Origin of the sequence: Rhizobium sp. RM (assembly GCF_013390595.1) — a bacterium.
GTDB lineage: Bacteria > Pseudomonadota > Alphaproteobacteria > Rhizobiales > Rhizobiaceae > Agrobacterium.
Map to the genome: position 1 here is coordinate 1,084,671 of NZ_JACAWV010000022.1, position 12,723 is coordinate 1,097,393.

13 protein-coding genes and 1 pseudogene are annotated in these 12,723 nt (G+C 57.3%); 10 read left to right on the plus strand and 4 right to left on the minus strand.

The annotated features are described in order from the left end of the window. The first annotated feature begins 54 nt into the window (after positions 1-54). Positions 55-1,122 carry a polysaccharide biosynthesis UDP-hexose transferase UppI gene (gene uppI / locus HWX89_RS21775; RefSeq protein WP_138791215.1) on the plus strand — a complete coding sequence of 356 codons (1,068 nt, stop codon included), beginning with the start codon at positions 55-57 and terminating at the stop codon, positions 1,120-1,122. Beyond that, positions 1,119-2,198 (plus strand): polysaccharide biosynthesis glycosyltransferase UppG, encoded by a 1,080-nt coding sequence (gene uppG, locus HWX89_RS21780; RefSeq protein WP_138791216.1) that lies wholly within the window; start codon positions 1,119-1,121, stop codon positions 2,196-2,198. Before uppI ends, uppG begins: the two co-directional genes overlap by 4 nt. A gap of 39 nt (positions 2,199-2,237) precedes the next feature. On the opposite strand, the gene uppM is transcribed toward uppG, so the two are convergent. Continuing rightward, positions 2,238-3,860 (minus strand): polysaccharide biosynthesis protein UppM, encoded by a 1,623-nt coding sequence (gene uppM, locus HWX89_RS21785; RefSeq protein ID WP_178340864.1) that lies wholly within the window; start codon positions 3,858-3,860, stop codon positions 2,238-2,240. A 252-nt stretch (positions 3,861-4,112) separates the two neighbouring features. Here uppM and uppO point away from each other — a divergent pair, with 252 nt between their 5' ends. From uppO to HWX89_RS21800, 3 genes are all read left to right on the plus strand, one after another. After that, positions 4,113-5,528: a polysaccharide biosynthesis phosphomannomutase UppO gene (gene uppO / locus HWX89_RS21790; protein ID WP_138791218.1), complete on the plus strand. Its 1,416-nt coding sequence runs from the start codon at positions 4,113-4,115 to the stop codon at positions 5,526-5,528. A gap of 107 nt (positions 5,529-5,635) precedes the next feature. Then, complete coding sequence (locus HWX89_RS21795) at positions 5,636-6,037, plus strand: group II truncated hemoglobin (protein ID WP_138791219.1); 402 nt, start codon at positions 5,636-5,638, stop codon at positions 6,035-6,037. Next, positions 6,034-6,399 carry a DUF423 domain-containing protein gene (locus HWX89_RS21800; RefSeq protein ID WP_138791220.1) on the plus strand — a complete coding sequence of 122 codons (366 nt, stop codon included), beginning with the start codon at positions 6,034-6,036 and terminating at the stop codon, positions 6,397-6,399. Before HWX89_RS21795 ends, HWX89_RS21800 begins: the two co-directional genes overlap by 4 nt. Positions 6,400-6,415: 16 nt before the next feature. On the opposite strand, the gene HWX89_RS21805 is transcribed toward HWX89_RS21800, so the two are convergent. From HWX89_RS21805 to HWX89_RS21815, 3 genes and pseudogenes are all read right to left on the minus strand, one after another. Then, on the minus strand, positions 6,416-6,697 hold the full coding sequence (locus tag HWX89_RS21805; protein ID WP_138791404.1) for a hypothetical protein: 282 nt from the start codon (positions 6,695-6,697) through the stop codon (positions 6,416-6,418). Continuing rightward, positions 6,678-7,001 (minus strand): annotated as a pseudogene (locus tag HWX89_RS21810) (DUF2325 domain-containing protein); the annotation flags it as partial. The gene HWX89_RS21805 and the pseudogene HWX89_RS21810, both read right to left, overlap by 20 nt. A gap of 256 nt (positions 7,002-7,257) precedes the next feature. After that, a complete protein-coding gene (locus HWX89_RS21815; RefSeq protein WP_138791222.1) occupies positions 7,258-7,899 on the minus strand; it encodes a TetR family transcriptional regulator C-terminal domain-containing protein in 642 nt (213 codons plus the stop codon). A 260-nt stretch (positions 7,900-8,159) separates the two neighbouring features. Between HWX89_RS21815 and HWX89_RS21820 the strand changes: the two genes are divergently transcribed. The 5 genes from HWX89_RS21820 to HWX89_RS21840 all read left to right on the plus strand — a co-directional run bounded on the left by HWX89_RS21820 (position 8,160) and on the right by HWX89_RS21840 (position 12,700). Then, on the plus strand, positions 8,160-9,407 hold the full coding sequence (locus HWX89_RS21820) for a Zn-dependent hydrolase (RefSeq protein ID WP_138791223.1): 1,248 nt from the start codon (positions 8,160-8,162) through the stop codon (positions 9,405-9,407). After that, a complete protein-coding gene (locus HWX89_RS21825; RefSeq protein WP_138791224.1) occupies positions 9,404-9,880 on the plus strand; it encodes a GNAT family N-acetyltransferase in 477 nt (158 codons plus the stop codon). The genes HWX89_RS21820 and HWX89_RS21825 overlap by 4 nt, the downstream gene beginning before the upstream one ends. Positions 9,881-10,014: 134 nt before the next feature. Further along, complete coding sequence (hydA, locus tag HWX89_RS21830) at positions 10,015-11,469, plus strand: dihydropyrimidinase (RefSeq protein ID WP_138791225.1); 1,455 nt, start codon at positions 10,015-10,017, stop codon at positions 11,467-11,469. Beyond that, a complete protein-coding gene (locus tag HWX89_RS21835) occupies positions 11,466-11,909 on the plus strand; it encodes an NUDIX hydrolase (protein ID WP_138791226.1) in 444 nt (147 codons plus the stop codon). Before hydA ends, HWX89_RS21835 begins: the two co-directional genes overlap by 4 nt. Continuing rightward, entirely contained in the window at positions 11,906-12,700 is a 795-nt protein-coding gene (locus HWX89_RS21840) for an ABC transporter ATP-binding protein (RefSeq protein WP_138791227.1), read from the plus strand. The genes HWX89_RS21835 and HWX89_RS21840 overlap by 4 nt, the downstream gene beginning before the upstream one ends. Positions 12,701-12,723: the final 23 nt, after the last annotated feature.

Consider the following 12,723-nt stretch of genomic DNA (forward strand, 5'->3'; position numbering starts at 1 on the left):
TGGTAAGGTCACGCTGTTATAAATTGGGAAAATCGATTGCGGAGGCTGGGGTTAATGCCGATCGGACGTCGAAACTTTCTGTACGGTGCGGCAAGCGCGGGTTTCGTGCAGGCATTGCCCGATATTGTGCATGCCGCGCAAACGAAACGCGCGGCAAAAACCGCTCCTTACGGCGCGGCAGTTTACCTTCCTGACCTGCAAGCTGACAGCCGGGTCGGTGAAGCCGTCGTCAAATATTGCTCACGGATCACGCCCGTCACGGAAATGAAGTGGGAAATCATGCGGCCTTCGGAAGAAGTGTTCGACTTTTCCGCAGCCGATGCACTTGCCAACTTCGCCCGGCAAAACAAGCTGTCCATGCACGGCCATCCCCTGATCTGGTATGCGTCCAATGCACCCTGGCTGTCATCGATCAGCGGTTCAAAGGTCGAAAAGCTGATGGAAACGCACATCGTCAAGACGATGGAACGTTACAAGGATGTCGTTCGTAGCTGGGATGTGGTGAACGAACCCATCCCTGACGTTCCCAACAACGCAAAGTCTCGGCGCGATGCCTGGTATTACGGTGCGGGATCGGACGCCATTGCCAAGGCGTTCAAGATTGCTCACGACGTTGATCCGAAAGCGCAACTCGTGCTCAACGAATATGATGTGGAATTCGCGGTCGAAAAATCGCCAGCAAAACGCGCTGCGTTCCGCAACCTCATTCTGGAACTGCTTGACCAGGGGGCGCCGATCAACGCGGTGGGATTACAGGGCCACCTGCGTGGCGGCTGGCCGATCGCCAAGGATGAACTTGCCGCTTTCGTCACCGAAATGCGCGGCCATGGCCTCGACGTTCTGGTGACGGAACTGGACGTCATGGACCAGACCCTGCCCTCTCCGGAAGCTGAACGTGACATGCTGATAAATTCGCAGCTTCGGGATTTTCTCGAGGCGGCCTCAGCCGGCGGCCCGCTTTCCTCCATCACCACCTGGGGCATTTCCGACCAATATACCTGGATACGCTGGGCCTACCCCCGCAAGGACGGAACTGCCAACCGCCCGCTGCCGCTGGACTGGAGCTTCAACGAAAAACCCATGATGACCATCATCAACGAATTCCGGAGCCGCGGCGCATGAATGGTGAAATACCCCTGCCGCCTGTCAGCAAGGCGCTACAGGTCAATCTGCACCCCTTCGATGCCCCACATGCAGCTCTGACACTTCCTCACCAGCTCCGGGTATGGGGCGGGCAGGTCGACCGTATTCTGCTGACTGTCGACACCGGGCAAGTCGGCGCGGGACGTTATAAGGGCAACGGCTTCGAGCCGGCCAGAAAACGTTTGTTCGACATGCTGGATGAAATGCAGGCGAACTACCCGCACCTGCACATCGATGAGGTCGACTACAGCGAAAGCGCCCGCAAGGCGGTGACCGACACTTTCTTTTCCCGCTCAACGATACCCTATCCGGCAAAGGCGTTTGATGGGGGACCGTTCCATGTCTATTTCCACGGGTTGAGGCGTGCCAATGCGCGGTATGTCTTGCACATGGACAGCGACATGATGTTCGGCGGAGGCAGCCAGAGCTGGTTCGATGAAGCAATCGAACTTCAAAAAGACAATCCTGACGCGCTCTGCATAACGCCGTTTTCCGGTCCGCCGACTGTCCGCGGCGATCTCGACATCACCCGCCATGTCGGCATGCCTGGGGTCAAGAACATTCCGATCCCGCGTAAACTTCCAGTACGCACGCCCACCTGGCGCTTCGCGACGGTCTCGACTCGCCTTTTCATGATCGACATGGAGCGTTTTGCAAAAAAGGTCACGTCGCTGGAGCTGTTGCGACCGGACGTAAAACGCCGCATCCGCTCCGTGGCTTACAACCAGCAACCGATTTCAATGCCGGCGGAAGAGGTGCTCAGCGAAAACATGATGCGGCTCGGTGTCTACCGGCTGGATTTTCTGGGAGAGGGCAAGGGCATGTATTCTTTGCACCCGCCTTACCGTTCGCCGGAATTTTATGCCGCCCTGCCCTCGATCGTCGAACGCATCGAAAAAGGCGATATTCCCGAAGAGCAACTTGGCGACTTCGATATCAACGGATCGATGGTGGACTGGACCAGTGCTCTCGCGGCCAAGACGAAAAGCAAACGTTACGCCAAGGCACTGCGCCATCTGATCACGGCGAACATCCAACGCTTCGGCAAGGCCTGACCGGCCTGCCGAAAAGGACCTGCGATCAATGGTGATGAATTACGCGTAACGCGCCGCAGTGTCTTCATGATCGTTGCGGCGCAGATAACGCAGCAGACCAAGCGCCACAGCAATACCGATGCCAAGGAACACACCTCCGGCACCACCGGCGATCAGAAATGTCAATTTGCTCGGCGGCCAGCTTCTGGAGTTCGGCTCGACCGGTTGCGAAATGACCCGAACATTGGTGGAATCAATCGCCTGCTGCTCGGCGATCTGGCGTGAACGTGTCAGGTAGGTTTCGTAGATCGCCGCCGCAGAACGGGCGTCTCGGTCCAGATCCCGCAACCGCACCTGCGCTTCGTTGTCGGTAAAGACATTGGCGCGCTCGGCAACGGCTTTCAACCGCAGAGCATCGAGAGACGAACGGGCCTCAGCAACATTGAGTTTGGCGGCCTGGAGAATACGCTGCGCTTCTTCCTGCATGCCACGTTCGAGCATATCGCGCTCGGCACCAGCCGTCGCAAGCCTTGGATGACGTGCACCATAGGTCAGCGTCATCGCGCCGATCTGCTGTTGCAGGGTACTGTACTGGGCACGAATCGTGTTCATCGTCTGGGAATCGAAGATCGCAGCGCTCTGGGTACGGTTCTGGGCAATCGCCGCGTCCATCTGCTTGAGACGGGATTCTTCCTGGATCACCCGTTGCTGCGCGGCCAGAACCTGCGCGTTGAGCTCGCCGGACGTCTGATCGCTGACAAGCTGACCATTGTTTTCCTGCAAGCCGTTTTCCCGCCGGAAGTCGGCCACACGCTTTTCGGCTACCGTCACGTTCTCACGCATTTCCTCCAGCCGAGCCTTCAGATCGCCGACAACCCGTTGACTGCTATCGGAGTTCATCTGGAACAGTTCGCTTTCGAACGCCTTGACGATAGCCTTGGACACCAGGACCGATTTTTCCGCATCGTTTGTCCAGACCGAAAGCGTCACGACAAAGGATCGCGGGTCGCGTTCTGCCGCCACCCTGTCACCCAGCGAACGCAAGGCGCCGATCTTGTTGTCGCCGTCTTCGGGACGCGAAGAGAACATGGCTTTTAGCCGTGCAATCGGCGGCGGATTGATGAATTCGCTATCCTGATCGAGTTTCAGCTCATCGACCACCCGCGCCAGAACATTGCGCGACGTGATGGTGCGAAGCTTGCTTTCAACTTCGAGAATTTGTGTATCGCGCTGCTGATTGGGCGAAAACACGCCATCGTTGACGACGTTCAGGTTGGACGGATTGACGACGATATCCGTGTAACTCGTGTAACGCGGTGGCGTCATGTAGGCATAGGACAGAGCAGCAGTGACACAGAGAATGATCGCCAGAACGATCCACAAGATACCATCGCGCAACCACGATAAGATGTCATCCACACCGATCCGATCGATGTATTTCAGACCGGGCAAGGCGTTCGACAAGCCGGCGCTGGGTGATGATTTCGTCGCCGGTTTTGCTGCACGCACATGCTCAGCGGCGGGCGTTGCCTTTGGCTCAAGATGCTCTTTCAGCACCGTGCGCTCGAAGACCTCATCATCATCGACGAGATCATCCAGCAGCGAACCCTGCGATTGTGCGGGAGGTGCTTTTTCATCGAGCGGACGTGTCTGCTTATGTCCCGCCTTTTGAAGCCTGTACATCAGCCAATCCAACTCGAACAAACCATAAAGAAGGTCTCAAAACGTGTTATATGCTCGCCAAAACCCCATTGGTCGGCAAGTCTAAGGTGAACGGGTGAATTTTAGGTTACCCTTTTATCCGCACATCTTTCCGTATTTGTGGCTGCCATGAAAGTGATGATTGACTTCCATGGATCGATACCGTTCTTTTCGTCGTTATATATTTATATTATCCATTTGAACCTCAATGATTTTACCGCAATGGAGTTTGGCATGAGCCTGAAATTTGGAACGAGCGGCCTTCGCGGTCTCTCTGTCGACCTGAAGGGAAAAGCCTCTGCCGTTTATGCAACGGCATTTGCGCGACACCTTCTGAAATCAGGCCAGGCAAAGGCGGGCGACCCCATTCTCGTCGGTCGCGATTTTCGCGATTCCAGCCCCGATGTTTCGGCCACCTGTATCGGCGCCTTGAAAAAAGCGGGTCTCGTGCCGCTTGATTGCGGTACCGTGCCGACACCGGCGCTGGCGCTTTATGGCCTGTCGTTGAAAGCTGCGGCATTGATGATTACCGGCTCGCACATTCCGGCCGATCGCAACGGGATCAAATTCTACCGCCCCGACGGCGAAATCGACAAGCAGGACGAAACCGCGATTGCCGCGCTGGCGAAAGACGTCGAGGCAGAAGGCATCACTGATGAAGCAGCCGCCGCAGAAGACCGGTCTTCCGTTGTCGCGGAACTCTTCTACGAGCGCAATATTTCGCTGCTGCCGACAGGGGCCCTTTCCGGCCTGAAAATTGGCGTCTATCAGCACAGCACCGTCGCTCGCGATCTGTTTGTCGATGTTCTCGCCCATTATGGCGCCGATGTCGTGCCACTCGGCCGCTCCGAAACATTCATTCCGGTCGATACCGAAGCCGTTTCACCCGAGACCCTCGACCTTCTGAAAAAGTGGTCCGCTGAACATAAGCTCGACGCGATTGTCTCTGCCGATGGCGATGGCGACCGCCCGCTTCTCGCCGATGAAAAAGGTATTCCGCTGCGCGGCGACCTGATCGGTCTGATCACGGCCAATTTCCTTGAAGCTGGCGTTGTGGTCACACCCGTGACGTCCAATTCCGGCATTGAAGCAAGCGGGCATTTCGCAGTTACCCGCACAAAGGTCGGATCTCCCTTCGTCATCGCCGGCATGGGAGACGCACTTGCAGCCGGAAAGAACGGTGTGATGGGATTTGAGGCCAATGGCGGCCTGCTGACCGCTTCAACCTTCACCGTCAACGGCAAGCCATTGGCGCCTTTGCCGACCCGTGACAGCTTCCTGCCGGTCCTTGCCGTTCTGCTTCTTTCTGCCGAGCAGAAAAAACCATTGTCCGAGATCGCCAGTGCCTACAACTTGCCGGTTGCTGCGGCGGACCGCCTTGAAAACTTCGCGCAGGAGAAAAGTGCCGCACTGATGTCCTATCTGCGCGCGTCGAAGGACAATCTGGCAAAATTCCTCGAGCCGGTTGGTGCCGTGAAGGCCACCAGCGATATCGATGGCTTGCGTGTCGCGTTGACGAATGGCAGCACGATCCACTTCCGCCCCTCGGGCAATGCGCCTGAAATGCGCTGCTACGTCGAGGCAGCCAATCAGGACGAAGCCGAAACGCTGCTTCACAAGGGCCTCGATCTCATCCGCAATTTCGGTTGATTTGCGAGTTGAGAAAAACGCGAGGGGCCGAATGACGCACCTCGCGTTTTGATGTTGCTCTTGCTGCAACCGGGCGCGATAAGAACCGGTAAGAGCGGGAGGCCAACTTGAGCGGCGAAACCATTACCCTTTACGAAGCCATTGGCGGCGATGCCACAGTGCGCGCCCTTTCAAAACGTTTCTACGCGTTGATGGATACTTTGCCGGAGGCTGCTCGGTGCCGGGCCATCCATCCAGCCGATCTCTCTGGTAGCGAGAGCAAATTTTATGACTATCTGACCGGTTATCTTGGCGGACCACCGGTCTATGTCGAAAAATACGGACATCCGATGTTGCGGCGTCGCCATTTCGCTGCACCGATCGGTCCGGCGGAACGCGACGAATGGCTGCTCTGCTTCCGTCGCGCCATGGACGAAACAATCGAGAATCCAAAACTCCGGGACATCATCTGGGCACCGGTCGAGCGGCTGGCACTCCACATGCAGAATCAGGAAGAAAGCGCATCATGAAGAGCGAGAGACTGCGTTCATTTATCCTGTTTTTGGGAAGCGTTCTCGGCGCTTGCGGCGTCATGCTGGCAGCGGCAGCGACCCACACCGGCGAGACCTACATGCTGGGGAAAGCCTCGGCCATGGCGCTTGCTCACGCGCCGGTCCTCATCGCGCTTTCCGTCGGCTGTGAACGCATCAGAACGGCGATGCCCGCAGGCTTGGTGCTTGGCATCGGCACAGCGCTTTTCGTCGGCGACCTCGTCTCGCGGCACTTTTCCGGTAACAGCCTGTTTCCATTCGCGGCACCGGCTGGCGGCATTGGCATGGTCGCAGGCTGGTTCGTTCTGGCAGCCGGCGCGTTCATGAAGCCGAAAAACTGATCCTATCAGCCGTTTTTTACCGGCGAAACTTCAAGATGTTGCGACCCTCGGCAGCGTCTCGACCGGGGTCGAATGTCGAGGCCTCTCCCGGCTGACGTGTCCTGAGATAAGGGAAGTTCACCACATTGCTGGCGTGTCTGGCGGCACGGTTGCGCCGCTCACGCTCTCCGACGATTTCGAACATTTCGGTCAAAACCGGATCGGCGGCCTGTTCGGCCATTTTATGAAGCTCGACGCGGCAGGCTTCACCTGTCGCGTCGGCGTCTCTATCCGTAACGTTATTGCGCTCTTCGCTCATCGCTTGCGGTCCGTTCATTCATCGTCTGAAGTGCACGCTCCAGACTGGATTTGCTGCCGTTGCGCAGCGGAATGAACGTCTTGCCGAATTTCTTGCAACCGGACTTCACCCGCAGACACGCATCGTGGCTGATACAGTCGATCGGGCAGAAAACGCAGTCGACGGAAGGAAGAACGGTATCGATGCGGGAAACCGCTTCGCGCAACCCACCATCGTGATGAATGAGTTCCGCACCGAAATTGCTGGCGATCTGGCGAAGATGCGCGACCTGACAGTCACGGCCGCCAACATAAAGAAAGCTTTTCGGGCCGGAGGGCTGGGTATCGACAACATCTCTTTCGGACTGCTGCGATGCCTTGCCCTGCTTGCCGCCGCGATCGGCCTTCTTCTTTTCCTTGCGTGCCATGCACTCACCTACCGGTTGTCTGTTGCACTCTGATCGTCAGAGCCTTTTGATCGGAATGCCGGCACCATAATAAAGATGAGTTTTAGAGTAAAGTATAAAGGTGATAATTTTTATCATGTTTTAGCCCATAACTTTTCCGCGTGGAAAATCAGAGCTAATCGCCGATTTTCAACCCACCCATGAAAAGTTGCTCGAGATGACGGGCAGCATCCTCAAAACGGCCTTCGCCGGATTTCTCGTCGCCGAGGACAGCACGCACCTGAACATCGAAGTCCGCGTAATGCTGGGTTGTGGACCAGATGGAAAAAATCAGGTGATAAGGGTCGCATTTGGCAATCCGACCCGCCTTGATCCAGACGCGGATCACCTCCGCCTTTTCATCCACCAGTTGTTTGAGCGGCCCCTTCAACTCATCTTCTATATGCGGTGCGCCCTGCAGAATCTCGTTGGCAAACAGACGGCTCTCCCGCGGATAGTCCCGCGACATCTCAAGCTTTCGGCGGATATAAGACCGTATTTCGCTTTCTGGATTGCCCGTCGCATCGAAAGCGCGCAACGGATCAAGCCAGGTGTCCAGCACACGCTCGATCAGAGCCCGATGCATGGCCTCTTTGGTACGGAAATAATAGAGCACATTGGGCTTCGACATGCCCGCCGCCTCGGCGATCTGGTCAATGGTGGAACCACGGAAACCGTTGACCGAAAAAACGCTGAGCGCCGCCTCGAGAATGGTTTCCTGCTTCTCTTCCTGAATACGCGTGCGCTTCTGTGTTTTTGCTGCTCGCGGTTTTGCCATCGGCGCTCTCTGTTTCTTTTTAATGCATCTGCTAAAAGGGCTAGATTAAAAAATAATCACAGCGCACAGTTTAGGCAAAATCATTGCGATTCGTCACAAAAATCCCTTGCTGACATTTTCGCGAATTTGCAATGTTTACCAGTCGGTCAATTTATCCGCCATCATTATCGCAAGGCAATGACCTTGTTCGTACAGGCGAAAAATGGGAACGGCACGAGCTTTGCATCCGCAATAACAACAAACTGCGAGGACAACACTTCATGGCAGCGGGTAAGAATTTGGCGGTTGATACCAATCGCCTGTGGGACAGCTTGATGGAGATGGCGAAAGTCGGACCCGGCATTGCTGGCGGCAACAACCGCCGGACGCTGACTGACGAGGATGCCGAAGGTCGCAGCCTGTTCCGACGCTGGTGCGAAGAGGCCGGGATGAGCGTCGGCGTCGACAGGATGGGCACGATGTTCGCAACCCGCCCGGGCAGCGACCCGGACGCCCTGCCCGTCTACATGGGCAGCCATCTCGATACCCAGCCGACAGGCGGGAAATTTGACGGCGTGCTTGGTGTGCTTGCCGGACTGGAGGTCGTCCGCAGCCTCAACGATCTCAACATCACCACCAAACATCCGATTGTCGTGACAAACTGGGCCAACGAAGAAGGCGCACGGTTTGCACCTGCAATGCTGGCATCAGGCGTGTTCGCCGGTATTCATACGCTCGATTACGCCTATGCGCGTACCGATAGCGACGGCAAGACCTATGGAGAAGAACTCAAGCGCATCGGCTGGCTCGGCGATGAAGAGGTCGGCGCGCGCAAGATGCACGCCTATTTCGAGTATCACATCGAACAGGGACCGATTCTTGAGGCCGAAGAAAAACAGATTGGTGTCGTTACCCATTGCCAGGGACTGTGGTGGCTGGAAATCACGCTGACCGGCAAAGAAGCGCATACAGGCTCCACACCGATGGCAATGCGTGTCAACGCCGGACTGGCAGCCGCCCGCATTCTTGAAAAAGTGCAGGACGTCGCCATGGCCCACCAGCCGGGCGCCGTCGCTGGCGTCGGCCGAATGAACTTCACACCGAATTCCCCCAACGTCCTGCCCGGTAAAGTGGTCTTCACCATTGATCTGCGCACCCCCGATCAGTCGAAACTCGACAGCATGCGCGCCATTTTCGAACAGGAAGCGCCGAAGATTGCCGCCGAACTCGGGGTTGGCTGCTCGATTGAGGCCATTGGCCATTTCGACCCTATTGCCTTCGATCCGGTGCTGGTGGACCGTGTTCGCACCGCAGCCGACAAATTGGGCTACAGTCACATGGATATCATTTCCGGCGCAGGCCACGATGCCTGCTGGACGGCGAAACTGGCACCAACGACCATGATCTTCTGCCCCTGTGTTGACGGCCTCTCCCACAATGAAGCGGAGGAAATCTCCCCTGAATGGGCAGCAGCCGGATGTGATGTCCTTCTGCATGCCGTGCTTGAGACGGCGGAGATCGTGGCGTGACTGTGACAATTGCAATTGAGCACCCGAACCAGCCCGACGTAGTGGCGCTGATTGGGCTTTCGGACGAATACATGGCGTCGCTTTATCCGCCGGAAGGCAACTTCGCCGTTGACGTGGATGCCCTGTCCAAGCCGGATATTTCTTTCCTGGTCGGAAGACTGGATGGCAAGGCCGTCGCCTGTGGCGCGATCAAATGGTTTGAGGATGGCAGTGCCGAACTGAAGCGCATCTTCGTGCATGACGACGCACGCGGTCACGGCATCGGCCGCAAGATCATGGCGGCTCTGCAGGCACTGGCAACGGAACGTGGCGTCGACCGGCTTTATCTCGAGACCGGTCCGCTGAATGTCGAGGCAGTCGGTCTCTACGAAGCTCTCGGTTATCAGCAATGCGGGCCTTTTGCAGACTACGAGGAAAACCCTCACAGCCTGTTCATGGTCAAGGACATTCAGCAGCAGGGGGCGAAGGCATGAGCATGCTTTCCAGACGGAGGAGGCATTTCAGTGCTTCGCGGCTCCGCACCAAACCACGACCAGACATGATGTTCAGTCCTTGAGATCATAAATCTCGGGTGATTGACTGCGGCAATAAATAAGGGGAACGACCAATGGCCACAGTGATCAAGAACGGCACCATCGTCACGGCCGACCTGACATACAGGGCGGACGTCAAAATTGACGGCGGCAAGATCATCGAGATCGGCCCCGACCTCCTGGGTGACGAGGTGCTGGACGCGACCGGCTGCTATGTCATGCCAGGCGGGATAGACCCGCACGTGCATTTGGAAATGCCGTTCATGGGCACCTATTCCGCTGATGATTTCGAAAGCGGCACGCGTGCGGCGCTGTCTGGCGGAACCACCATGGTGGTGGACTTCTGCCTGCCGGACCCCGGCCAGTCGCTTCTCGATGCCTTGCAGCGCTGGGACAACAAGGCAACGCGCGCCAATTGCGATTACTCATTTCACATGGCCGTGACATGGTGGGGCAAACAGGTCTTCGATGAGATGAAGACCATCGTTGAAGAAAAGGGCATCAACTCTTTCAAGCACTTCATGGCCTACAAGGGCGCACTGATGGTGAATGACGACGAGATGTTTGCCTCGTTCTCGCGCTGCGCGGAACTGGGCGCTATACCGTTCGTGCATGCCGAAAACGGCGATATCGTCGCCCAGATGCAGGAAAAACTGATCGCGGAAGGTAACAACGGTCCGGAGGCACACGCCTATTCGCGTCCTGCCTCTGTCGAGGGCGAGGCAACCAACCGCGCCATCATCATTGCCGATATGGCCGGAGCACCGCTATACGTTGTGCATACCTCCTGCGAACAGGCGCATGAAGCGATCCGCCGTGCCCGGCAGAACGGCATGCGGGTTTTCGGCGAACCGCTGATCCAGCATCTTGTCCTCGACGAACGCGAATACGCCAGTGCCGACTGGGATCACGCTGCCCGTCGCGTCATGTCGCCACCCTTCCGCAACAAACAGCATCAGGACAGCCTTTGGGCGGGCCTCGCCGCCGGCTCCCTTCAATGTGTGGCGACAGACCATTGCGCCTTTACCACGCAACAGAAGCGCTTCGGCATCGGCGATTTCCGCAAGATCCCGAACGGCACCGGCGGCCTTGAGGATCGCATGCCATTGTTGTGGACGCATGGTGTTGCGACAGGACGGTTGACGATGAACGAGTTCGTCGCCGTCACCTCGACGAACATCGCCAAGATCCTCAACATCTACCCGAAGAAAGGGGCGATCCTCGTCGGTAGCGATGCCGATATCGTCGTCTGGGACCCTCTGCGCGAAAAGACGATCACTGCCGCCGGTCAGCAATCAGCAATCGACTACAACGTCTTCGAGGGACAGAAGGTCAAGGGCCTGCCGCGCTTCACCCTGTCGCGTGGACTGGTCACCGTCGAAGAGACAACCATCAAGACACAGGAAGGACATGGCAAGTTCGTTGCTCGCGATCCCTACCCCGCCGTCAACAGTGCGCTGTCGACCTGGAAGGAACTCGTCGCGCCGCGCAAGGTGGAACGCACCGGCATCCCCGCGAGCGGAGTGTGACTGTGAGCACTGTATCAAAACCTGAAATCGTAATTGCGGCAGCCATCCTGTTGAATGACAGGCGGGAGATGCTGGTGGTGCGCAAGCGCGGCACCACACAGTTCATGCAGCCGGGCGGCAAGATAGATGCCGGTGAAACAGCCGAAGAAGCTCTGCATCGGGAACTGGAAGAGGAGATCGGCCTTGTGCTTCCTGCCAATACGGCAAGCTATAAAGGTGTTTTTCGCGAAGAAGCGGCCAACGAAACGGGCGCAGATGTCGTCGCCCATACCTTCGTTGCCCGCCTTACGGCCGGCGTCCTGCCACGGGCCGAAATAGAGGAAGTTCGCTGGCTTGCCATCGACGGCGTGTCCGGACTGCCGCTTGCCAAACTTACCGAAACACAAATGCTGCCGCTGGCGCGTGCGGCCCTGGCGGAAAGTGTGAACGAACCCCGATGAATACGTCCTCTTCATACTCCGTCGTCTCGGCAAAAAATCTGGGCCTGACCTTTGAGACGAATGATGGCCCCGTGCACGCGCTGTCCAACGTCAATCTCGAGGTTGGCAAGGGTGACTTCGTCTCCTTCATCGGCCCTTCCGGATGCGGAAAGACCACCTTCCTTCGGGTCATCGCCGATCTCGAAAAACACACATCCGGAGAGATCGCCGTCAATGGCACAACGCCGGAGAATGCCCGCAAGGATCGCTCTTACGGCTACGTGTTTCAGGCCGCAGCACTTTATCCGTGGCGCACCATAGAAAAGAATATCGCGCTACCGCTCGAGATCATGGGCTACACCAGGGCCGAACAGCAGGAGCGTATCGAGCGTACGCTTGACCTCGTCAACCTCGCCGGTTTCGGCAAGAAATATCCCTGGCAACTCTCTGGCGGCATGCAGCAACGCGCATCGATCGCCCGTGCCCTTGCCTTCGATGCCGATCTCCTGCTGATGGATGAGCCGTTTGGCGCATTGGACGAGATTGTGCGCGACCATCTGAACGAGCAGCTCCTGAAACTGTGGGATGCGACCGGCAAGACGATCTGCTTTGTCACGCACTCCATTCCCGAGGCCGTTTATCTTTCCACCAAGATCGTTGTGATGTCGCCACGGCCAGGTCGGGTAACAGACGTGATCGAATCCACCCTTCCGCGAGAGCGCCCACTGGAGATCCGCGAAACACCGGAGTTTCTGGAAATTGCCCACCGCGTTCGAGAAGGGCTGAAGGCGGGGCACAGCTATGAGGGCTGATCTCACGCACAGACGGCCCCCAT